The following is a 22,510-nucleotide window of genomic DNA, read 5'->3' on the forward strand; positions in this document are numbered from 1 at the left end:
CCGTTTCACCGTTTCGGGGCAGCCATGCGGAGGGCGAGGGCCGGACACACCGCAACCGCTTGCGCGGCAACGTTTTCGAGTCGTACCGGCACTGGCGTATCGAGGAAGGCCGGATAGCCGTTGCCGTCCAGCTTGATGAGGTCCGGGGCCACGTCGGCGCACAGTCCGTGGCCGTCGCAGCGGGACCAGTCCACGTGCAGGCGCCGGGTGCTGAGCTCCTCGCGGGCCTCGGGCACCGGCAGCACCTTGGCGACCGGGCGTCCACAGTCGCCGGAGCGGGCGTGGCGGGCCAGGTCGTCGGCGAAGACTTCCAGAGCGGAGGTCGCGAAGCCGGCGGTACCGTCGGGATGACTGCACGCACCGCGCCCCTTGACGGCCGCCGCGGCCGCCCGGACCACGGCCGGGTCGCCGGCCCCCGAGTTGAGTCCGTCGACGGCCCGGGCCAGGTCCGGCAGGCCCAGCCGGCACGGGCCGCACTGGCCCGCCGACTCGGCCGCGAGGTACCGCACGACCCGCGCCACCTCGCCGACCGGGCACGTGTCCGGGCCGATCGGCAGGATGATCCCGGCGCCGAGCGCTCCGCCGACCGCGGTCATACCCTTGCGCGACACCATGGCCCGCGACGCGGCCGCCATGTCCAGCCAGCGGCCGTGGAAGCCGCCGGTGAGCACGGCCGGGCCGGCCGGCACGCCGCACAGGTCGAGCACCTCCTCCAGCGGGGTGCCGGTGGGGCACTCGACGACGGCCGGGTGGCGGGCGCTGCCGGTGACGCTGAGCAGGACCGTGCCCGGCTCCTTGTTCTCCGCGTCGCCGATCTCGCAGTAGCGCCGCGGCCCCATCCGGGCCGCGATGGCCAGCTGCGCGTAGGTCTCGGCGTTGGACAGCAGCGTCGGCTGCCCCTCCACGCCCCCCTCGGCGGCGCGGCGCTTGATGCCCGGCGGGATGTGCGGGAACCCGTTGATGCCCTGCACGAGTGCGCCGCCCTCACCGGAGATGAACCGGTGCGGTACTCGAACGACCCGGGCCGGCACCGGCATGTCCCGCTCGGCCAGGGCGTTGAGCAGCGAGCGCTCCCCCACCCCGTCGTCGGCGACACACAGGACGATCTCGACGGCCTTCAGCGCCCAGGCGACGAGCGCGGCACCGTCGAGGATGAGGTGCGGCGCGCGGGTCAGCAGGACCTTGTCCTTCCACGCCGCGGGCTCGCCCTCGGTCGCGTTGACCACGACGAACGGCGCGAGCATGCGCCGCTCGACGGCGTCGGCGACCGCCTTGATCTTCTTGTGGAACGGGAAGCCGGCGCCGCCGCGGCCGGTGAGCCGGATGTCCTCGCTGAGCTCGAGCATCGCGCGCAGCGAGAGCGGTCCGATCGGGCCGTGCACCTGCTGGTGGGCGCGGAGGTCGAGCCGCTCGGCCCGGTCCAGGCCGGCGGTGAGGCGGGCCGGACCAATCGAGAGGACGGTCGGGACCTGTGGCGCGGCAACGGCAGTACCGCCGCGGCTTCTCGAGCTCATCGCGCCTCGCCCCGGATCTGGTTCCAGAACGCGACATCGTCGTCATCGTCGTCGCGGTAGCGCCGGCCGCGGCGGCCGGTCCGCTCCTGCTCCCGCTCCTGCCGCAGCACCCGCCGGGTGTCGAGGTTGATCAGGGTCGGCGTGTCGTCGGCCGCGTAGAGGTCCGGCTCGACCTCCGGCTCCACGGCGGCGTGCGCGGCCCGGCGGGCGGCGAACCGGTCCCGCAGCGTCAGCGGCTCGTCGACCACGGGCTCGTTGTAGGACGGACGCTCGGCGTAGTCGGCGTAGGGGTCGTACTCGTCGAAGACCGGCGCCGACGCGACACCGCGGTAGGCGGGGACGGGCTCGTCGTAGTACTCGTCGGCGACGTACGGGTCCGGCTCGGCGAGGCGCTCGTCATACACCGGGCGCTCGTCATAGGCCGGCGGGGGCACGTCGTCCGAGAAGTGCGGGCGATCCTTGCCGAGGATCGGGCGCTCCTTGGTGGCGAAGCGCTCGCCGGCCGTGTAGACCGGGCGCTCCTTGGTGGAGAAGGTCGGGCGCTCGTCGCGGAGGATCGCGCGCTCGCGGGTCGAGAACGCCGGGCGCTCGGTGGCCGCGAACGGCTCGACGAAGCTCTCCTCGTAGGACGGGATCGCGGTCACCGGCGTGATGTCGACGGGAGCCGGCTCGCGGCGGTATTCGGCCCGCATGTCGCTCGGACCGTCCTGAGTGGACCAGGTCTGGTCGGCCGGCGGCGCGTCCCAGCGGAAGCGGCTGCCGAAGCGCGGCTGGCGGCGCTCGTAGCCGACCGGCTCCGACCGCACGGCCGCGATCTCGGTCGTGGTGCGGTCGGCGGCGAGCTTCTGCTGGCGGCGGTTGCGCTCGGCCGACAGCCGCAGTCCGAGCGCGGCGGTGGCGAGGAAGAGCAGCACCAGGTAGCTGGCCGTCACCCAGACCGCCGGCGGGCGACCGGCGTTGAGGCCGTGCCACATGGCGACGGGCCAGGAGAGGTAAGCGGTCGCGTGCAGGGGGCGCCACATCCACGGCCGGCCGGTCTGGGCGAAGCGGGCACGGACGATGCCGGTCCACATGACCATCACCATCAGGTAGGCCGCGATGGTGCCGGCCCCGACGGCGAACGGCGCGGTGGTGAACGGCACGAGCGCGCCGAAGACCCCGACGCGGGCGGCCGTCAGCTCGGTGCCGATGTGCAGGGCGAGGCAGGCGATGGCCACGATGCCGAGCGTGCGGTGCAGCGACTGGACCCAGACTCGGTGCCGGGCGACCAGGATGATGCGGTCGGTGGCGACGAGGCCGATGATGACCGTCAGCGACAGGGACACCAGGGTGAAGACGCCGCAGTAGAAGACGAGGAAGCTGAAGAGCTGGGCCAGCGTTTCGCGCCCGCCTCCGGTCGCAACACCGAGCAGCAGCAGCCCGGCCAGGACCGCGAGCGCGACGTTGCCCGCGGACGGCGGACCCCCCGGTGTGGATCGACCGCGCGGCGACTGGACCCCGTCGGAGCCCGACGGGTGCGGCTGAACCATTGCAGATCCTCAATCCTGTTGAGCTGGTTCCGGCGGTTTCCACCAACCGGCCAAACCAACGTAGGCAAGGCCTGAGGAATGGGTCAATTTAAGTTTCATCGAGCCCGGACAAGGGTGCGGAGCATGATCAACAGGCCGAATTCAAAGACTGTTAAAGTTCTTTATTGATCCACTAGCTCCAGCACTGAGCGCTCACCGGCCGTCCACCGTGGGTATTTGTCCGATTTGTGACTCGCCACCAGCACATGGTGCAACCGATAGGAATCGGCGTGACCAATCAACTTCGAACGGTAACCTTCTTCGATTTTGTGGGCTTTCTTAAGTAGCCTTTAGGGCTGCTTTCGGAAACCCTTGAGCCAGTGATTGATCTCGTCGTTCGGACCCACACAACCGGTGCGACACGGCACCCGCGAGGTTCGTACACACGTGCTATCCACAGCCTGTGGACGAACATGTGTACGACGGTGGAGATCAGATCCGGTAGACCGCGCAGGCTCCGGAGCGGAACATCAGCGTCGCGTAGCGTGACAGCTCCGGCGACGGCGGCATGATGTCGTCCTCGGTGAAGAGCCAGCGGACGTGGTACCGGTCGCGCAGGACGGCGATGGTCGCCGGGGACGGGTTGCTGAAGGCGTTGTCGTTGTCGGCCAGCAGCTGCGGGTCCCAATAGACGGTGTGCTCCTGCGGCACGCCCTGCAGGGCCTCCTGCTCGTGCGCGGCGGCGGTGTAGGCCCAGGACTCGACCAGGACCCGACGCTCGCTGTAGGCGGCGATGCCGAAGTGCCGGCGGTCGCAGGGCGAGTGGCCGCGGCGGCCCTCGTAGGCGCAGTGCATGTTGGTGGCGACGAGGTCGTTCGGGGACGAATGGTCGCGGAGCCAGCGGCCGGCTTCGAGGGTGCCCTGGGTGACGATCGGCCACAGGTCGGCCCGATCGCTCCAGCCGTTGGCGCGCCCGTCCTCGACCGCGTAGGCCACCTGCCGCACCGCGGTGGGCGCGGTGCAGCCCAGGAGAAACACCGCCATAAGGCCATACAAGACCGGCGTACGGCGCGCCAGCAAGAGCACTACAAGAGCGACGGCGGCCATCACGGCCCATGGCCACACGAGCGAAAGCGTTACAGCCGCCGCGTGACGTGAAGGCCCGATCACCGGCACCTCACCGCCCGTTGCAAAACGCAGTAAATACACCAAAACGCCACCGGCCGCGAAGGCCAGGAGTCCATAGCGCCACCGAAAAGAGCGAACTACCCCCCAAGCCGCCAACGCGGCCAGATACGGGCGCGCGCCCTGCAGGAAGAACCCCTCCGCCTGCCCGCCGGAGTGCCCGAACAGCACCAGAATCGAGAACCCGGCCAGGCCCAATCCCAGCAGCAGCAACGCATCCGAATGCAGGAGACGCCGCCGGAGACCGAAGGCGCCGCCCCAGATCGCCAGCCAGCCGAGGACGGTCAAAGCGAGGAGCACGAGCAGGCGGTACCCCCGCGGATCCTCTGTGTAATGCGTTGTGACCCCGGCCGGGTTGCGCCGCATGGCATCGAACGGCCCCAGACCCAGGCCCTGGCTCTTCCCGCCGAACAGCACGAGCTGCGCGAAGACCAGCCAGCCGAACACGACCGCCAATGCGGCGCCGGCCACCCGGTGCAGGCGGCGGTGCCGCACGAAGTGGACGGCGACCACGAGCAGCAGCGCGCAGAACAGTGTCGGCAGGAAGCTGGCCTTGGCCCCCATCACCGCCGCCGGCAGCAGCAGGAGCGCGATCCACCGGCGCCGATCGCCGCCGTGCTCGCGCAGGAGGTCGAGCAGGACGAGCATGAGCGGGACGAACAGCAGGGCGCCGAACGTCTGGGTCGGGCTGGTCCACAGGGTGAGCCGGAAGTTGGAGCCGTCCTCGGTCGCGTTGAAGCCGTAGTCGCGGTAGAAGAGGTCCTGGACCCAGCCGTACGGGTCCGGGGCGAGCGCGAAGAACGTGGCCAGCGCGGTGACCGCCCCCGCCGTCCACGAGCCGCCGACCCGCCGGCCGACGGCGGCCACGGCGACGACCAGCGCGTACATCACCGGGAGCATGGACAGCCGGGTCACCAGCACATAGGGCTCGATGCCGGTCGCCCAGCTGGTGGCGGCCATGTCGGCGTAGGCGAACCAGTGGTAGTAGATCGGCTCGCTCACCACCCACGGCGTGACCAGGCCCATGTGGTGCTTGAGCTCGCCGACCAGCGCGAGGTGGAAGGTCAGGTCGATGTCGGGCTTGCCGTAGCTGGGCCAGCCGAAGCCGTGGTGGCGGTAGTAGACCGTGCTCCAGAACAGCAGGACCAGGGCGATGCCGGCCAGGGTCCAGGAGTGCGCGGCCGGGGATCGTTCGGCGCACCGCCAGTACCCCCGGCGCAGGCTTTTGAAGAATGTGAAGGCACCGATGATCGCGACCGGGACCGCGAGGGCGGCCAGCGGGAAACCGAGCGCGCGGGCGGGCACGTAGGCGAGGACCTCGACGCCGTAGCCGACCGCCGTGCCCACCGCGAGGTCCTCGCCGAGCCCGCGGGAGCCGCGGTGGATGAGCCTCCAGAGCAGCAGGCCGGGCAGGGTGACGGCGAGCCCGACGTACACGGCGAACGCCAGATAGGTGACGAGGGAGACACCGTACGCGTGCAGGACGGCGCCGGTCGCGGCGAACACCAGGCCGGCCGGCCACCAGCCGGAGCTCCACCGCACCCGCAGGCGCCCACCGGCCCGCTCGGGGCGCGTGTCCGATCCGTCCCGTTCCGCCAGCAGGGCCATGAGAGGCTTTCCTACCGGGGTCGCGCGCTCGATGTCCGGCTTTTACGGCGCGTTCATCCTTTGGCGCGCGGCCACGCGGATCAGCACGGACTTGAACGCGGCGTAGGCCTCCGGGCCCACCTCCGCCGCGTGACCGGCCTCGATCTCGGCGAGGACGGCCCGCGACCGGGCGATGAAGTCCAGACCCTGCTCGGTGGGGACGACGAGCTTGGCCCGGCGGTCCTGCGGGTCGGGGCGCCGGGTGACGTACCCCAGCGCCTCCAACTCGTCCACCAGCGCCCCGATGACCTGCTTGTGCTGCCCCGACTGAGCGGCGAGGTCGGTGGCCCGGCGGCCGCCGGCGTCAAGGTAGGCCAGCACGGCACCGTGCCGGGGTCGCAGCCGCGGATGCCCCTGCTCGGCGAGGCGCCGGTAGAGCTCCTTCTGCAGCGCGAACAGCACCTGCGCGGAGAGGACGCCGAGATCGGTCGGTGTGGTGGTCACTGAGCCTGACTATAGGCCGGGCGCAGCTCGACGCCCTCGAGCATGGCGGCCGGCCCGCCACCGAACGACGTGAGCCGCTGCTGCAGCGCTCGGGGCAGCTTCGGGAGCACCTTCAACGCCTGCGCCATCGTCCACACCTGCAGCCCGCTGCGCGGAATCAGCGTCGCCAGGACCGACGGCCCGATCCTCCGGCTGCCGGCCACCGTCGCCACCATCGCCCGCTCATACGCCGGATACGCCACCGTGTGATCCCCGCCGGCCGCCGCCAGTTCGGTCGCCAGCACATACCCACCGACCAACGCGAGGCTGCTGCCGCCCCCGACCGCCGGCCCGGGCCCGTAGCCGGCGTCCCCGGCCAGCGTGACGCGCCCCCGCGACCAGCTGTCCAGCCGGATCTGACTGATCTCGTCGAAGTAGAAGTCGCTTGCCTCATCAAGGCTTTCCAGCAGCGTCGGTACTTCCCAGCCGAGCCCGTCCACAAGCGTCCGCAACACCCGCCGTTGCGCCGCGGGGTCCTTGTAGTCGTAGACGATCTCGGGGCTGCGCATGAGGAACGCGGCTCGGACCCGGCTCTTGTCGTTGGTCGGGTAGATGGCGACGGACCGGTCGACGGCGCTGTAGTTCAGGACCTGGTCCTCGAGGCCCATGACGTTCGGCAGCGTGTAGACGGCGAGATACGCGCCGAGGAAGTGCCGGTAGTTCCGCTCGTCCCCGAACACCAGCCGCCGGACGCCGGAGTGCAGCCCGTCCGCCCCCACGATCAGGTCGAACCGCTCCCGCGACCCGTCGCTGAACGACACCGAGTCGTCCTCGATCCCGGTGATGGTGCAGCCGAATTTGTACTCCACGTGCCGCGCGGTGGACTCGTGCAGAATCTGCGCCAGGTCGCCCCGCATGATCTCGATGTGCCGGTCGGAGACCCCGGCCAGCAGCTCCGCACCGTGAATGGTGACGTCCGGCTTGCCCGGCCGGATCAGGGTCATGAGGTCCGTCGCGGTCCGGCGGGCCCGGACGACGTCGCCGAGCCCCATCCGATCCACCACCTCGACGGCCGGCCCGAGCAGGTCGACCGGGTGCCCGCCGGTCCCGGTGCGCAGCGACTCGGTCCGCTCGACGACGGTCACTTCGAACCCGGCCCGGTGCAGCCAGTAGGCCACCACAGGCCCGGCGATGCTGGCCCCGCTGATCAGTACGCGCATCTCGCTTCCTCCCCCTCGCTCGTTTATTTACTTACCGGACGGTAAGCCCTTACCGCCCGGTAAGTCAACTAAGCTGTGGGGGTGCCAAGACCAAGGACGAGCGAAACCGCCGACCGCATCCGCGCGGCCGCGATGGACCTGATCGCCGAGAAGGGCGTGCAGCAGGCCAGCCTGCGCGAGATCGCCGAACGCGTGGGCATCACCAAACCGGCGCTGTACTACCACTTCGCGTCCCGCGAGGAGCTGCTGCGCGGCCTGGTCCAGCCCTTGGTCGACGAAATGGAAGAACTCCTGGCCGCGGAGGAGTCCGCCCACGAGGAAGACCCCCGCCGCCTCCTGGCCGACTACTTCGACGTCACCTACCGCCACCGAGCCATCACCAGCATGGTGATGACCGACCCGAGCGTCCTGGCCCACCTCAACCTCGCCGCCGAGGTGGACGGCTGGCGCCGCCGCTTGACAAGGTTGATGTACGGCCCGACCCCGACCATCGCCCAACAGGTCCGCGCAACGGTGGCGATCGGCGGCCTGGGCGACTGCACAGTTCTGCACCTCGACGCCACCCCGGCCGAAGTCCGCCAGGCCACCCTGGACGCCGCCTACGCCACGCTGGGCTTCTGACCCGCCCGGGGCGGGCGTCGGAAATCGGCGGCCCTACTGCTGGTAGCCGTTGTTGTCGCAGGTGCGGCGCTGGAGGAGGCAGTTCTTCGTGCGCTTGTTCATGGTGGTGGCGTCCCACATCACGAAGGCGTCGCCGTGCATGGAGGAGGCGCTTCGGCCCTGCTTGTCGGAGGACAGGTAGTAGCCCTCCGTCGTGCCTTTGGCGCCGTACTGGATGTCGAAGGTTATCGCCGGGATTTTGACCGGGTGGGTTTTCGGGCAGGTGTTGTTGGCGCCGAAGGCTACGTGGTCCTTGTGGTTCGGGCTGTCCAGGTTCTTGCCGTCCCAGCAGTCCGGGAAGGCCAGCATGAAGTGCAGGGTCGCGTCGCCGCCGCAGATGGGCCAGTTGCCGTTGGTGCTGCGGGCTATGCCGTCCAGGTCGCCGGGGCCGTAGAAGGCGCAGTAGAACTGGCCCTGCGAGCCGCGCGGGGTGGGGACGCTCTTCTTCGCGTCGCCGGCGATCATGCGCAGGCCGTTGGGCATCGGGAGCTGGCCGGTCGAGGTGTTCATGCGGGTGCGGTAGTACACGCGGAAGCCCGTCGTCTCGACCGGCTGGTTCGTGCCGGCCTCGTAGAGGGTCGGGACCCAGTATGCGGAGTGGTCCAGGGTCGGCTTGCAGCTCGTGGCCGTGAACTTGGTCAGGTCGGCCGGGGTGGTGCCGGCGTTCGTGGCCTTGTTGCCGACGAACGAGTGCATGTGAGAGGCGCCCGGCAGCCCCGGGAAGACGATCGGGTCGTCGGCGGCCGAGTGGCTGTACTGGCAGTCGGCCCGGAACTCCGCGAGGTTGCCGACCCCGGCGGGTACCGGGTCGGGTGACAGGGCCTGATAGGCGTCGACCTGGGCTTTCCACGCCGCGGGGTCGATGGGGACCCAACCGCCTACGGCCGCCGGGGCCTTGGTGGAGCCCGAAGCGGACGCCGCAGCAGCGGAGGCCGCCGGGGAGGAGAGCCCGGCCGCGCCGTCAGAAGGGAGGGGTGACGAGGACGAAAGAGCGCTCACCGGCTCGGCGGAGGGCACAGAGGCATCGTCACCGGACCGGAAGTACAGCGCCCCAGCCACCACCGCCAGTGCTAAAACCGCAGCACCACCGGCCAGAACACCCCGCGAAAGCCTCGTCGACACGGGCGGAATGGTAGATGGCTCCCGGCCACGGCCGGGAGCCATCTAAGCAGCACTTAAAGCAGCCCAAAGAGAGCGCTCTCCCAGCTTGAGCGGCGGCTCACGCCCCGGTCGGGATGGTCGTGGCCGGCAAGTCGTTGCCCCCGCCGTACTGGTGCGAGGCCAGGAGCTGCACTCCCCGGTGCGGCGACAGGATGTTCCACTGCCCGGTGGTGACCCGGAACAGCGCGAAGTCGGCGTATCCGTCCCCGTCGTAGTCACCGGTCAACGGAATGTCATCGCCGCCGCCGTACTGGTAGGAGGCGAACAGCTGCACCCCGCGGGCCACGGACTTGATGTTCCACTGCCCGGTTGTGGTCCGGAACAGCGCGATGTCGTCCTTGCCGTCGTTGTCGAAGTCACCGGCCATCGGAATGTCGTCGCCGCCGCCGTACGGGTACGACGCCACGATCTGCACGCCCCGGTGCAGCGACAGGATGTTCCACTGCCCCGTGGTCTTGCGGAAGAGCGCGATGTCCGAGTAACCGTCCCCGTCGAAGTCACCCGCGAGCGGCACGTCGTTGCCACCGCCGTAAACATACGAAGCCACGATCTGCACGCCCCGATGCACCGAGAAGATGTTCCACTGCCCCGTCGTGTGCCGGAACAAGGCGATATCGGTGTACCCGTCATTGTCGAAATCCCCGGTGAGCGGAGTGTCATCGCCGCCGCCGTACGGGTACGACGCCACGAGCTGCACGCCCCGCTTCACGCTCTTGATGTTCCACTGGCCCGTGGTCTTGCGGAACAGCGCGATATCGGCGTACCCGTCGGCGTCGAAGTCACCGGTGAGCTGGATGTCGTCACCGCCGCCGTACGGGTAGGAGCCGTACAGCTGCACATTGCGCGCGGCCGACTTGATGTTCCACTGCCCCGCGGACGGCCGGAACAGCGCGATGTCGCTCTTGCCGTCGGCGTCGAAGTCGTTGACGACCGTGCGAGGGCCGGAGCCGGCGTTCCACAGGGCCTCGGCGATGCGCTGACCGTCGGCCGCCTGCGGCTGGTACCGCTCCGGGTAGTCGGAGCGCTGCACGCCCTGGCAGATGTCGCCGATGACGCCGCTCATCCAGCCGGTGTCCCCATACTTGCGGATCATCGCGTCCAGGAACGCGTTGGTGGCCCACGTCGGATTGGTCCGCTGCGCGAACGTGCCCCAGGCGTTGATCTGCTGGAACAGCCCGACGCTGCTGTCGTCGCCGCCGTCGAGGTTGGAGATGCTGGACTCGACGATGGTGGTGGTCAGCGCGATCGTCGCGGCCCGCACGGGCAGGCCGCGGGCCTTCACGGCCTGGACCACCATTCGCGCGCAGGACACGTGGTAGGCGTTCATCTGCCCGTCCATCTTGGCCGTGAGCACGCCGTTGAGTTGGGTGGCCAGCTGGGCGTCGGCGGTCGTCTGGGTGTCGCAGGCGAGCGGGCTCAGCGCCAGCGCGTCGACGGAGGCGTTGGCGGCCGGGGAAGCGGCGAACAGACTGACGGCGGCAAGGGTAAAGGCAGAGGCCAGCAGGCGCTTGGCGAACATCGAGGGGTTCCTTTCGCCCGGGTACGTTGACAGGGCGAAACGCTATGAACGGGCGCTGCAGCGCCGCTGCAGTCCGGCTGTAGAAGCATTGCCGCGCGCTCGTGGGGTACCAGTGCGGCAGTCGTCATTTGAAAGGGGTGTCAACGGATGCGGGTGAACGATCTGCTGGCCGAGGGGTTTGGCCGGCTGCCGGACCTGGTGCGGGAGGCCGTCGACGGCCTGAGCGCCGAGCAGCTGCACTGGGCGCCGAAGCCCGGGGCCAACTCGATCGGCTGGCTCGTGTGGCACCTCACCCGGGTGCAGGACGACCACATCACCGACCTGCTGGACGGGGCGCAGCAGCTCTGGGTCACCGGGGACTTCGCGGCCAAGTTCGGGCTGAAGGCGCAGGCCGGCGACTCCGGCTACGGCCACGATGCGGACCAGGTCGACGCCGTCCGGCCGGAGTCGGCCGAGGCGCTGCTGGAGTACTTCGACGCCGTCCACGCCCGGACCCGCTCGTTCCTGGCCCACCTCAAGGACGACGACCTGGACCGGATCGTCGACGAGCGCTGGGACCCGCCGGTGTCGCTGGGTGTGCGGCTGGTGAGCATCCTCGACGACGACGTCCAGCACGCCGGCCAGGCCGCCTACGTGCGCGGCCTGCTGCCCCGGTGAAGCGACCTGAGTAACCGCACAGCAGGTAGTGCAGGACACACAGTCAGAGCGACCTAACGGTGGTGTACTTGATTTATGGACGAGCATGAGCAGCCGCGACACCGGGTGGTCGTCATCGGCGCCGGCTTCGGAGGCCTCTTCGCGACCAAGGCGCTGAAGAACGCCCCGGTTGACGTCACCCTGATCAACGGCACGGCCTACCACCTGTTCCAGCCGCTGCTGTATCAGGTGGCGACCGGCATCCTGTCGGAGGGCGAGATCGCCCCGCCGATCCGGGAGGTGCTGAAGCGCCAGAAGAACGCCAAGACGCTGCTCGGCACCGTCACCCACATCGACCCGGTGGCCAAGCGGGTCGACGTCGTCGCGCCCACCGTCGCCTACAGCGTCGAATACGACTCGCTGATCGTCGCGGCCGGCGCCTCCCAGTCCTACTTCGGCAAGAACGAGTTCGCCGAGTTCGCCCCGGGCATGAAGAGCATCGACGACGCGCTGGAGCTGCGCGGCCGGATCTTCGGCGCGTTCGAGCTGGCCGAGGTGCACACCGACCCGGCCGTGATCGAGCGGCTGCTGACCTTCGTCGTCGTCGGGGCCGGGGCGACCGGCGTTGAGATGGCCGGCCAGATCGCCGAGCTCGCGCACCGGCACCTGCCGGGGCAGTATCACAACATCGACCCCCGGCAGGCCCGCATCATCCTGGTCGACGCGCTGCCGACCGTGCTCTCCACGTTCGGCGACCACCTCTCCACCCAGGCCCTGCGCCAGCTGCACAAGCTCGGCGTCGAGGTCGAGCTGAGCACCAAGGTGGTCGACGTCGACGAGGACGGCATCGAGGTCGAGACCAGCAACGGGCGGCGGCGGATCGAGTCGACGACCAAGATCTGGGCGGCCGGGGTGGCCGCACCGGCGCTGTCGGTGCAGCTGGCCGAGGCGGCCGGGGCCGAGACCGACCGGGCCGGCCGGCTCAAGGTCAACCCGGACACCACCGTGCCCGGACACCCGGAGATCTACGCGGTCGGCGACATGATGTCGCTCGACCAGCTCCCCGGGGTCGCCCAGGTCGCGATCCAGAGCGGCCGGCACGCCGCCGGGCAGATCAAGAAGCGCCTGGCCGGGCAGGAGACCGGGCAGCCCTTCAAGTACTTCGACAAGGGCAGCCTGGCCACCGTCTCCCGGTTCTCGGCCGTGGCCAGCGTCGGCAAGTTCCACTTCGCCGGCCTGCTCGGCTGGCTGCTGTGGCTCGTGGTGCACCTGCTCTACCTGGTCGGCTTCAAGAACCGGGTGACCGCGGTGCTGCACTGGTTCGTGAGCTTCATCGGCCGCGGCCGCTCGGAGCGGGTCGCCACCTTCCAGCAGGTGTTCGCCCGCCGGGCGTTGCAGGAGTACCAGGGGAAACTGCCGTAAGGTAACGCCCGTGGCAGCGCGTCCCGAGCTGATCGCGGCTCGCCGTGATCGCTCCGGGGCAACCCCGGGGGCGCAGTTTTGAGCACCGCAGCACACCGCCGGCCCTCCGCCGCGCTTCGCGCGAGACCGGGCAGGCACGACCGGGCAACGTCGGGGCGCGCTGCCGCCCATGCTTTGGCGCTGTCGTTCCTGGCCGCGCCCGAATGGACTCGCACCGCGCTGTTGGAAGCCGGCACCGAGACCTTCGGGCGCCGCCGGCGTTTCCTCGACGCCGTTGTTTCAAGCGTTTTGCGGGGGTACTCCCACAAGCCCGCCGACCGCCCCAATGAGCTCGCCGGTTTCATCGCGGCGCACCTGCCCGCCCGGGTGCCGGCCCGCATTGTCTCGCGCCGGGTCGTGCCGACGCGGACCGTGCGAATGCGGTGGGACACGCCGGTGCTCGACGACCTCGCGGCCCTGGCGGACTTCCTGGAGCTGGACGGGGATCGCCTCGACTGGTTCGCGGACCGCCGGGAGCTGAACCGGAAGACGCGTTGTGAACCGCTCCGGCACTATCGGTACACCTGGATGGGCCGGCGTTTGATCGAAGCGCCGAAGCCGCTCCTGCGCGATTTGCAACGGCGACTCCTGGACGAGGTGCTCGGGCGCGTTCCGGTGCATCCGGCGGCGCACGGTTTCGTGCCGGGGCGGTCCGTTCACACATTCACCGCTCCGCATGCCGGTCAGCGGGTGGTCGTCCGGCTCGATCTCGCGCAGTTCTTCCCGAGCATTTCGGTGCGGCGGGTGTACGGACTGTTCCGTTCGATCGGCTACCCCGAGCCGGTCGCACACACCCTTGCCGCGCTGTGCACGACGAGCACACCGTTCGATGTTGCCCGGGGCTCCATTTTCCTGCGTACTCCGCACCTGCCGCAGGGCGCCCCGACGTCGCCCGCGCTGGCCAATCTGTGCACGTTCCGGCTCGACCGGCGGCTGGCCGGATTGGCGTTGTCGTTCGGGGCCGAATACACGCGCTATGCCGACGATCTCGCGTTTTCCGGTTCGTTCGAGGCGAGTGGATTGGTGCGTGCGGTTTCGGAGATCGCCGCGGACGAGGGTTTTCGCGTGCATCCGGCGAAGACCCGGGTGCGCGGGCGGGGCGATCAGCAGCGGCTGGCCGGGCTCGTCGTGAACGAGCGGCCCGGGGTGGCGCGGGCGGAGTACGACCGGCTGCGGGCGATCCTGCACGCCGCCGCCCGCGACGGCCTCGAGGTGGCCAATCGGGACGGACACCCCGATTTTCGTAATCACCTGCTCGGGCGGATCGCCTGGGTCGGCCACGGCCGTCCGGCGCGGGCCGCCAAACTGCGGGAACTTTACCGGGCGGCCGCCGCGACAGGCTTGTGATCGTCTGTCATATTCGACGACGTGACTGTCGAGGCCGCACCCCGTTCTTCAGTTTTCGTCCGCTCGGACTTCATGGTGTTCGGACTCTGCGCCGTGGCCGTCGGGGCGGCCGCAGTGACCCGCTACGCGGGTGTGCCGTCGGTGGTCGCGTTCATCGTCGCCGGCGCGGCCGTGGCCTGCCTCGCCTCGCTGGTCGGCCGCAGCGTCGAGCAGCTCGGCGACCGCTTCGGCGCCGGCGCCACCGGCGTGCTGCAGGGCGCGCTGGGCAACCTGCCGGAGCTGTTCATCGGCTTCTTCGCGCTCAAGGCGGGCCTGGTCTCGGTCGTCCAGTCGGCGATCATCGGCTCGATCCTGTCCAACATCCTGCTGGTCCTCGGCCTGGCGTTCGTCGCCGGCGGCCTGAAGCACGGCACGCAGAAGTTCAACTCCGAACGGGCCCGGACCACGATGGTCCTGATGGTGCTGGCCACGGGCGCGCTGGTGCTGCCGAGCCTGGCGCAGTACGTCCACACGCCGGCCGAGCCGCACGAGAAGACGCTCTCCATCTTCGTCGCGATCATCCTGCTCATCGTGTTCGCGCTCTCGCTGCCGGCCAGCCTCAAGCGCTCCGCCGACGCGGGGGCCGACGCCCACGTGGAGCCCCCGCGCTGGCCGGTCTGGCTGGCCGTGGCGATGCTGGCCGTGGCCAGCGGCTGCGCGGCCCTGGTGTCGGACTGGTTCGTCTACGCCCTCGAGCCCGCGATCGAGGCCCTCGGCATCTCCCAGGCGTTCGCGGGCCTGGTCATCGTGGCCATCGCCGGCAACGCGATCGAGAACGTCATCGGCATCAAGCTGGCCTGGAAGAACCAGTCGGACTACGCGCTGAGCGTCATCATCAACAGTCCGCTGCAGATCGCCCTGGTCCTGGCGCCCGCCCTGGTCCTGCTGTCGCTGCTCACGGCCACGACGCTGACCCTGGTCTTCGCCCCCATGCTGATCATGGCGGTGGCGATCACGGTGATCGCGGTCGCGTTCATCGTCTTCGACGGCGAGTCGACCTGGCTGGAGGGCGTCTGCCTAGTCGCGCTCTACGCCATCATCGGCGCCGTGTTCTGGTGGGGTTAGCCAGATCGGGTTGGACAGCGCCACCATTCTCCGGGTGTAGCGCTGTCTTACCTCGGCTCGTATGAACCTGTGCCCTCTTGTGTCCGCTTCGACGTGGCCCTCGCCCTTCGCGATCCGCCCGTTCTCCGTGATCAAGGACAGCGTCGTGTTGGGAGCGCCGGTGACGGTCGCTTCGGCGGTCCCGCCGTCCGCTCCGAGCTCCAGAGTGATGGCGCTCGACTCGGCGATGTAGGCCCGGCCGCGCTTCAGGCCCGCGATGAGCGCCTCCGGCGTCAGCCCGTCGGCGTGCACAGCCGTCTGCGGCCGCCCGACCGGCTGGTGCGGGGCGTGCGAGTCGCTGCCGCCAACGGCCACGATCCGCCGGCCGCGGCGCAGCTGCCGGTGCCAGATCCGCAGGGCGATCTCGTCGTCGACGTTCCAGGCCCCGTTCCACACCTCGATCGCGTCCACCGCCGCGAACCCGAACTCCCACGCACACCCCGGCATCGGCACCGCGGGGTGCGCGGCCACGACCAGCCCACCGGCCCGGCGGACCTGGGCCGCGTATTGCGGGAAGCGCCCGTCGCGGGGCCCGTAGCGCCAGTCCACCCAGTCGCTGGTGCCGAGGGCCAGCCAGTGCCCGTGCCGGGTGGTGACCTCCTCGCCCGGTATGACCAGCAGGCCCGCCGTTGGCTGCCGCCTCCAGGCCGCGTGCGCGGCGCTGGTGTTGTGCTCGGTGGAGGCGATGAAGTCCAGCCCGGCCGCGCGCGCCTCGGCGGCCAGCTCGCCCGGCTCCCGTACGCCGTCGGAGTGCACGGTGTGGAGGTGGAGGTCGCCCCGGAACCAGCCGGTCCGTTGATCGCCGGTTCGATCGCCCGGACCAAGCGCAAGTGCGACCGGCTCGTCCTCGCCGTGCTCGAGCGTGACCCGCGCGCGCCAGCGCATCCCGAGCGGGTTCAGCACCACCGGCCCGAACGCCAGCGACCAGCGCCCGGGCGTGATCGGCCCCGGGAGGTAGCCGGGGGTGGCGTCGCCGGCGGCCAGCGTGAACCGGTCCCGCGCCCCGCCCGACCAGCCACGAAACCCGTCCGGCCCGAAGATCCCCAGGTCCAGCACGTTGCGCGCGACCCCGAGCAGCGAAAACCGCTCGTGCCAGGTCCGCACGGTAATCCGGCGGACCCCCGGCGGCACGTCGACCGGCCGGTATGCCCACCGGTCGATCCCGGGCCCGAACCGCCCCCGGAAGTCCAGAACGGTCCGCTTGACCTCCCGTAGCGTCGTCGTCACTCAGACAGCCTCCCCGATCCGGGCCAACGCGGGGTTACGTTCTTAAGGTTTGCTTTGGTACCGCCCCCACCCGCACACCCGTCGGTACGCTGCGGCTCGTGACCGAGAGTGCGTGGTGGCGTTCGCGGAGGATGCTGATCGGGGCCGGAGCCGGCGTGGTGGTCGCCGGAGCCGCGACAGTGGCCCTGGTCGCCCAGGCCTCGGGTGCCGCGTGCGCGGCCACCGTCCAGTCGAGTGCCGGCCAGGCCACCTACTACGCGGCCGACGGCGGCGGCAACTGCAGCTTCGACAAGGTGTCTGACCCGCTGGTGGTCGCCTTGGGCAACGCCGAATACCAGTCCGGCGCCGCGTGCGGCGGCTACCTGGACGTGAAGGGCCCGAAGGGCAGCGTCCGCGTGAAAATCACCGACCGCTGCCCCGAATGCGCCGCCGGCCACATCGACCTGAGCCAACCGGCCTTCGCCAAGATCGGCACAATCAGCGACGGCATCATCAAGGTCACCTACACGCAGCCCACCAGCCCCGCCGTCCCCGGCCCGGTAACGGTCCGCGTGAAAGAGGGCGCGTCGCAGTACTGGCTGGCCTTGCGCTTCGACAACACCGGCAACCCGCTGAGCACCGCCGAGGTCCAGTCCGGCAGCACCTGGAAGCCGCTGACCCGCACGGACTACAACTACTGGATCGCCGAATCCGGCGCCGGCAAGGGCCCATTCACGGTCCGCATCACCGACACCGCCGGCCGCAAAACCACCCTGACCGGCGTCGCCTTGACGGTCGGCACCGTCCAACGCCCGGGCGCCTCGACCACGTCCGGCCCGACCACCGCAACGAAGACGACCACCGCGACCCGCACAACCGCACCCCCGTCGTCAGCGGCACCGTCACCGACGGCGGTCGATGTCCAGCCCGAACTCGCGACCGACTCGTCGCCGTCATCGGGCCCGGCGGCGGCCCCGGCCGCGAGCCCGTCCGCCAATAGCTGCTAGGGATCCGCGTTACCAGGGCGCTCTACCCGCGGGGGCGGGAGCGTTTACAGGTCCACGTACTCGAGCGGGACCGACGTGCGGAACTCGACCTGGGAATCGGGGTCCCACCGCTCCTCGTCCTCGGCCACCCGCTCGATCATCGCGAAGAACTCGGCCTCGACCCGGCGGAGGCCGGCGACCGTCGGCGTCAGGTCTCCGCGGCCCACGAAGCGAGCGCCGGTCGGGGCGACCTCCAGTGCCGCCATCCAGCCTTCGTCGTCGGGCTTCCAGAGGCTGCCGCCGGTCTCGGCCCAGAACAGGACGAGTGCTTCGCGGGCCGGCTCGGTGGCGGCGAACGCCAGGAGCGCCGCCTGGACCGCGGCCGGGTAGTAGCCCACGTCGAACAGGTAGGCCTCGACGGCTTCATCGCGGTACCGCAGAATTGTCGCGCTCGACGAGGTGCAGGCGTCCTCGACCCGCTCGCTCAGCCATTCGCGGACGGTCCGGCCCTCGGCGGCCTCGTCCCAATCTTCGGGGGCGGACTGGCCGTGCCAGTACCAGCCGTCGAACATCGCGTCCGGGTTGGCGATCGCCGACCGGCCCGGCAGGGGCGTGTCCAGCCACCGCTCGAACGCGGTGCGGCTCATCGGGACTCGCGCGGCTACGAGGAAGCTGTCCGACATCGGCGCAGTCTAGAGGAGGGGCTTCAGGTGCAGTACGACGTCAAGGTCCTGAATGCACAGGCCAGGCCGACGGCGGTGGTTCCGGCGATGACCACCTGGGATCGGTTCCCGGCGCTGTGGCCGGAGCTGTCGGGCGAAGTGTGGGCCTGTCTGCGCGCGGGCGGGATCACCGGCGGCTGTCGCAACGTCATGCTGTATCGGGATTCGGGGGGTGTCGCGCTGTCCGTGGAGGTCGGCGTCGAGCTGACCGCGGACTGCCCCCTGACCGGGCGGGTCGTCGCCTCGGCTCTGCCGGCCGGGCGGGCCGCGGTCACCGTGCACCGCGGCTCCTACGCCGAGCTCGGCGCCGCCCATGCCGCCGTGGCCGAATGGTGCGCGGCCCATGGTGAGCGAGCGGCCGGGGTGCGGTGGGAGGTCTACGGGCCCAACGAACCCGTGCCCTGGGTCGAGGTCGCCTGGTTGGTCGAGTAGACATCGTCACGTGATGGTGGCGGGATTATTCCGGGCCGATGTCTGATTTGGAAGGCCATAGATATTGAGAAAGGGTAACGAATAGGGTTCAAGCCATTCCGTGGCGGCGGGTTGACCGGTTCCGATGGGCTGGTCCTTGTTGGCCAGCACAAGAGGTGCCGATGAAGCTCATCTCCATCGTGTCCCGGGCCGCCGTCGCGACGGTCGTGACCACCACCGTGGCCGGCGTCGCCGCCGTGGCCGCGCCGGCGGCGGCAACGGCCGCGGTGCCCGCGTTCAAGCTCCGCCCGGCGATCACCGGGCATGTCGAAAGGGTCTCCCGGACCGCCCCGCTGTCGACGTCCGACTGCCTGACGCAGATCGGCATCCACTGCTACTCGCCGCTGCAGTACCGCACGGCGTACAACCTGAACCCGCTGTATGCACGCGGTGTCACGGGCAAGGGCCGCACGATCGTCATCGTCGACTCGTTCGGGTCGCCGACGATCCAGCACGACCTCGAGGTCTTCGACGCGCAGTTCGGCCTGCCGAACATCAACGTCCAGGTGGTGAAGGCGGGCAACGTGCCCGCGTTCGACCCGAACAACGCCGACCACGTCGGCTGGGCCCAGGAAACCACCCTCGACGTCGAGTACGCGCACGCGATCGCCCCCGACGCGAAGATCGTGCTCGTCGAGACCCCGGTCGCCGAGACCGAGGGCGTCACGGGCCTGCCCGAGATGATGAACGCCGAGAAGGCCCTCATCGACAAGGGCGTCGGCGACGTGATCTCCCAGAGCTTCGGCGCGACCGAGAACACGTTCCCCGGCTTCGACAAGGGCGACTTCCGCAGCATCCAGAACCTGCGGTACGCATTCACCGACGCCGCTCTGCACGGTGTCACGGTGCTGGCCGCCTCCGGCGACGCCGGCGCGACCGACTACCAGGCCAACGGCGAAGACCTTTACACGTTCCCGGTCAACTCCTGGCCCTCGTCGGACCCGTTGGTTACTTCCATCGGGGGTACTCAACTGAACCTGGACAACACCGGCAAGCGCGTCGCGGACGACGTCGTCTGGAACGACGGCTACGGCGCCGGTGGCGGCGGCCTGTCGCACGTCTTCCCGCGCCCGCTGTTCCAGGCCGGCGTGAAGAACGTGGTCGGCAACCACCGCGGCACGCCCGACATCTCGATGAGCGCGGCCGTCGACGGCGGCGCTTGGGTGTACTACTCGTTCGTCGGCGCCGACTCGCCGTGGCACATCTTCGGCGGGACCAGCGAGGCCACCCCGATCTTCGCGGGCATCGTGGCCCTGGCCGACCAGCAGGCCGGCCGCCGCCTGGGCGACCTCAACGCCGCCCTCTATCTGCTGGGCGCGGGCAGCACCCACACCCACCTGCCGACCGGCCTGGTCGACGTGACCTCGGGCGACAACAGCTTCGAGGGCGTCACCGGCTTCCCGGCCAAGCCCGGCTACGACCTGAGCACGGGCTGGGGCACCATCGACGCGAACAAGTTCGTTCCGGCGCTGGCGTTCCTGTAGCAGCTCACGAACCGAGTGGCCCCCGGCGCTGCCGGGGGCCACTTCGCGTTTTACTCGGACTTCGAGGGCGTCTGCGAGAGCGCGCTGCCGGCGGCCTTCTTGTCGGCCTTGGTCGCCTCGGGGTCGCGCAGCACCTCGCTGGCCGCCGAGGCCGCCTGCTCGCTGGTCTGCTTCGTGTTCTCCGCCATCACCGCTCCTTCGCCGTCGCCGGGCAAGATCCGTTGCCAGAAGTGGTGCCCCATTGACGGCCGGCTCAATCCCGCGTTTGGCAATTGTCGCGGGCTCAGGGCAGTACCAATGCGAAGGGCCGTTTCTGAGGAGGCGGCCCTTGCTTCATGCTCGTCGATGGATGTCGGCTGGGCGACACAGGTTCTCTGCAACCGTGCGGTGTGGCTCGGCGTGTTCTCGCCGTAACGGCCGGACACACCGGTCGCCATTGGGGAGGAAGGGCAGTGTGGTGACCTTGCTTGACGGGGGCGCACTCGGGAGGTTGTCCGACAGCGGACCACCGCGCAGCGTCGTTTTCGAGGAGTTCTACGCGGCGTACTTCCGGCCGCTGACCATCCAGTTGTTCGCGTATACGGGCGACATGGCCACCGCGCAGGACATGGTGCAGGAGGCGTTCTGCCGGGCGCTGGCCCGCTGGAAGCGGGTATCCACCATGGACGATCCGGCCGCCTGGGTGCGCCGGGTCGCCTGGAACCTGGCCACCAGCCGCTGGCGGCGGGCGCGGACGGCGATGCAGTTCGCGCAGCGGCAGCGCGAGGAGTATGCGGCGGCGCCGAGCCCGGACCGGGTGGCGCTGGCCCAGGCGCTGACCGCCCTGCCGGCCCAGCAGCGGCGCGCGGTGATCCTGCACTACCTGGCCGACCTGCCCATCAATGCCATCGCGCGCCAGGAAGGCGTGGCCGAGGGGACGGTCAAGTCCTGGCTGCACCGCGGGCGCGCGGTCCTGGCCGCTCAACTGACCGAGAAGGAGAACTACCGTGGCTGACTTCGATGACGAGCTGCTGACCGGCGCGTTCGCCGAGTTCCGCAATGAGGTCGCACCACACATCAAGCCCGCCGGTACCGTGGCCGCCCGCGAAACCGTGCACCGCCGGCACCGGGTGAAGATGCTGGCCGCGACCACCTTGGCGGTCTTGGCCATCGCCGCCCCGGTCGTCGCCTACGCGGCCGTCAGCGGCGACCCGCACGGCCCGCCGAACATGACCGCCGAGTCGGCCAGCCCCACGCCCAGCGAGGCACCCGTGCCCCCGTCGGCCGAGCCGAGCACGCCGGCCACGACCGCGAGCTCGCCGGCCGCCCCGGACGGCCGGATCAGCCAGGCCGACCTGAACAAGGCGACGCTGGACATCCCGGACTGGCCCGGCGGCCAGGACGCCCAGCAGCTCTGCCCGGACGGCAAGGTGAAGCTCACCGACAAGCCCGACATCCTGCGGTTGATCGGTGACCCGGTGTATGTGGACATCGACCACGACGGGGCGCAGGAGACGGTCGCGCTCCTGCGGTGCACCCCGCAGGGCGCCGACTTCCAGGTCCTGGCCTTCGACCGGGACGCCGGCGGCAAGATCGTCACGCTCGGGCGGGTCGTCGCCAGCCTCGGCCTCTCCGGCCGGGAGGGCACCGACATCATGACGATCTGGGCCGTCGCCGCCGGTGACAACGGCCAGGTCCGGGTCGACGTGGGCGAATACCGGCCGTGCTGCGGCATGGCGCAGGCGTCCCAGCACCAGTGGCGCACCTACGGCTGGAACGGCACCCGCTTCACCCAGACCGGCGGCCCGGCCACGTTCGGCGCCAACCCGCTCGTCACCGACCTCGTCATCACCGCCGACAAGGTGACGATGACCAAGGCGGCCGACGGCTCGCGGACCGGCACCATGAAGGTGAAGCTGCACAACGCGGCCAAGTTCGCCACGCCGGGCCGGCTGCAGTTCTCGCTGCGCATCGACCCGGCCTACCAGACGGACGCGGGCGCGGACTGCCAGCTCGGCACCGAGGACTCGCGCAGCTGCTGGCTGAGCGGTCTGGCCGCGGGGGCGGACCGGATCATCACCATCAAGCTCGCTCTGAGCTCCGGACAGCTCACCGCATGTGGTATTTATGCGAACGCCGTCAGCGATGGCGACGGGGCCTATCCGAGCCGCAAGCAGGATGGCGAGCTGACCGTGCAAATCGTCGACGCGTAAGTGTCGAACGGTGGCGGTCGTGTTC

The 22,510-nt window shown here is 70.1% G+C and carries 20 protein-coding genes; 10 read left to right on the plus strand and 10 right to left on the minus strand.

Annotation, left to right across the window (positions count from 1 at the left end; genetic code table 11):
• Positions 1 to 5: 5 nt before the first annotated feature.
• From ACIA8L_RS49925 to ACIA8L_RS49945, 5 genes are all read right to left on the minus strand, one after another.
• Complete coding sequence (locus ACIA8L_RS49925; protein WP_395916323.1) at positions 6 to 1,514, minus strand: ferredoxin; 1,509 nt, start codon at positions 1,512 to 1,514, stop codon at positions 6 to 8.
• Positions 1,511 to 3,043: a hypothetical protein gene (locus ACIA8L_RS49930; protein WP_395916324.1), complete on the minus strand. Its 1,533-nt coding sequence runs from the start codon at positions 3,041 to 3,043 to the stop codon at positions 1,511 to 1,513. The genes ACIA8L_RS49925 and ACIA8L_RS49930 overlap by 4 nt, the downstream gene beginning before the upstream one ends.
• Before the next feature lie 471 nt (positions 3,044 to 3,514).
• Entirely contained in the window at positions 3,515 to 5,815 is a 2,301-nt protein-coding gene (locus ACIA8L_RS49935) for a hypothetical protein (RefSeq protein ID WP_395916326.1), read from the minus strand.
• Positions 5,816 to 5,857: 42 nt separating this feature from the next.
• Complete coding sequence (locus ACIA8L_RS49940) at positions 5,858 to 6,298, minus strand: MarR family winged helix-turn-helix transcriptional regulator (protein ID WP_395916327.1); 441 nt, start codon at positions 6,296 to 6,298, stop codon at positions 5,858 to 5,860.
• A complete protein-coding gene (locus tag ACIA8L_RS49945) occupies positions 6,295 to 7,497 on the minus strand; it encodes an FAD-dependent monooxygenase (RefSeq protein ID WP_395916329.1) in 1,203 nt (400 codons plus the stop codon). The genes ACIA8L_RS49940 and ACIA8L_RS49945 overlap by 4 nt, the downstream gene beginning before the upstream one ends.
• An 81-nt stretch (positions 7,498 to 7,578) precedes the next feature.
• Between ACIA8L_RS49945 and ACIA8L_RS49950 the strand changes: the two genes are divergently transcribed.
• Positions 7,579 to 8,118: a TetR/AcrR family transcriptional regulator gene (locus tag ACIA8L_RS49950; protein ID WP_395916331.1), complete on the plus strand. Its 540-nt coding sequence runs from the start codon at positions 7,579 to 7,581 to the stop codon at positions 8,116 to 8,118.
• Positions 8,119 to 8,151: 33 nt separating this feature from the next.
• Here the strand turns inward: ACIA8L_RS49950 and ACIA8L_RS49955 are convergent, their stop codons facing one another.
• Positions 8,152 to 9,174 (minus strand): DUF1996 domain-containing protein, encoded by a 1,023-nt coding sequence (locus tag ACIA8L_RS49955; RefSeq protein WP_395916333.1) that lies wholly within the window; start codon positions 9,172 to 9,174, stop codon positions 8,152 to 8,154.
• Positions 9,175 to 9,376: 202 nt separating this feature from the next.
• Positions 9,377 to 10,837, minus strand: coding sequence for an FG-GAP repeat domain-containing protein (locus ACIA8L_RS49960; protein WP_395916335.1), 1,461 nt, complete (start codon positions 10,835 to 10,837; stop codon positions 9,377 to 9,379).
• A 147-nt stretch (positions 10,838 to 10,984) separates the two neighbouring features.
• Here ACIA8L_RS49960 and ACIA8L_RS49965 point away from each other — a divergent pair, with 147 nt between their 5' ends.
• The 4 genes from ACIA8L_RS49965 (at position 10,985) to cax (ending at position 15,385) form a co-directional block, all read left to right on the plus strand.
• On the plus strand, positions 10,985 to 11,494 hold the full coding sequence (locus ACIA8L_RS49965; RefSeq protein WP_395916337.1) for a DinB family protein: 510 nt from the start codon (positions 10,985 to 10,987) through the stop codon (positions 11,492 to 11,494).
• A 75-nt stretch (positions 11,495 to 11,569) separates the two neighbouring features.
• Entirely contained in the window at positions 11,570 to 12,895 is a 1,326-nt protein-coding gene (locus ACIA8L_RS49970) for an NAD(P)/FAD-dependent oxidoreductase (protein WP_395916339.1), read from the plus strand.
• A gap of 174 nt (positions 12,896 to 13,069) precedes the next feature.
• Positions 13,070 to 14,281 (plus strand): reverse transcriptase family protein, encoded by a 1,212-nt coding sequence (locus ACIA8L_RS49975; RefSeq protein WP_395916341.1) that lies wholly within the window; start codon positions 13,070 to 13,072, stop codon positions 14,279 to 14,281.
• 21 nt (positions 14,282 to 14,302) lie between these two features.
• Positions 14,303 to 15,385: a calcium/proton exchanger gene (gene cax / locus ACIA8L_RS49980; RefSeq protein WP_395916343.1), complete on the plus strand. Its 1,083-nt coding sequence runs from the start codon at positions 14,303 to 14,305 to the stop codon at positions 15,383 to 15,385.
• Here cax and ACIA8L_RS49985 read toward each other — a convergent pair.
• Positions 15,338 to 16,651 (minus strand): CehA/McbA family metallohydrolase, encoded by a 1,314-nt coding sequence (locus ACIA8L_RS49985; protein ID WP_395916344.1) that lies wholly within the window; start codon positions 16,649 to 16,651, stop codon positions 15,338 to 15,340. The two genes, cax and ACIA8L_RS49985, sit on opposite strands and share 48 nt — an antisense overlap.
• Positions 16,652 to 16,749: 98 nt before the next feature.
• Between ACIA8L_RS49985 and ACIA8L_RS49990 the strand changes: the two genes are divergently transcribed.
• A complete protein-coding gene (locus ACIA8L_RS49990; RefSeq protein WP_395916346.1) occupies positions 16,750 to 17,637 on the plus strand; it encodes an expansin EXLX1 family cellulose-binding protein in 888 nt (295 codons plus the stop codon).
• A gap of 44 nt (positions 17,638 to 17,681) precedes the next feature.
• On the opposite strand, the gene ACIA8L_RS49995 is transcribed toward ACIA8L_RS49990, so the two are convergent.
• The gene (locus ACIA8L_RS49995) at positions 17,682 to 18,299 is read right to left on the minus strand and encodes a hypothetical protein (RefSeq protein WP_395916348.1); all 618 of its coding nucleotides are present in this window, start codon (positions 18,297 to 18,299) and stop codon (positions 17,682 to 17,684) included.
• 27 nt (positions 18,300 to 18,326) lie between these two features.
• On the opposite strand from ACIA8L_RS49995, the gene ACIA8L_RS50000 reads away from it, so the two are divergent.
• Both ACIA8L_RS50000 and ACIA8L_RS50005 read left to right on the plus strand, forming a co-directional pair.
• Positions 18,327 to 18,770 (plus strand): GyrI-like domain-containing protein, encoded by a 444-nt coding sequence (locus tag ACIA8L_RS50000; protein ID WP_395916350.1) that lies wholly within the window; start codon positions 18,327 to 18,329, stop codon positions 18,768 to 18,770.
• 161 nt (positions 18,771 to 18,931) lie between these two features.
• Entirely contained in the window at positions 18,932 to 20,293 is a 1,362-nt protein-coding gene (locus ACIA8L_RS50005; RefSeq protein ID WP_395916352.1) for a S8 family serine peptidase, read from the plus strand.
• A gap of 50 nt (positions 20,294 to 20,343) precedes the next feature.
• On the opposite strand, the gene ACIA8L_RS50010 is transcribed toward ACIA8L_RS50005, so the two are convergent.
• A complete protein-coding gene (locus ACIA8L_RS50010; protein WP_395916354.1) occupies positions 20,344 to 20,481 on the minus strand; it encodes a hypothetical protein in 138 nt (45 codons plus the stop codon).
• 302 nt (positions 20,482 to 20,783) lie between these two features.
• Between ACIA8L_RS50010 and ACIA8L_RS50015 the strand changes: the two genes are divergently transcribed.
• Positions 20,784 to 21,287, plus strand: a complete 504-nt coding sequence (locus ACIA8L_RS50015; RefSeq protein ID WP_395916356.1) for a SigE family RNA polymerase sigma factor — start codon at positions 20,784 to 20,786, stop codon at positions 21,285 to 21,287.
• Positions 21,280 to 22,485 carry a hypothetical protein gene (locus tag ACIA8L_RS50020; protein ID WP_395916358.1) on the plus strand — a complete coding sequence of 402 codons (1,206 nt, stop codon included), beginning with the start codon at positions 21,280 to 21,282 and terminating at the stop codon, positions 22,483 to 22,485. Before ACIA8L_RS50015 ends, ACIA8L_RS50020 begins: the two co-directional genes overlap by 8 nt.
• Positions 22,486 to 22,510 lie beyond the last annotated feature (25 nt).

This window comes from Dactylosporangium sp. NPDC051541 (genome assembly GCF_044454505.1).
Taxonomy (GTDB): Bacteria; Actinomycetota; Actinomycetes; order Mycobacteriales; family Micromonosporaceae; genus Dactylosporangium.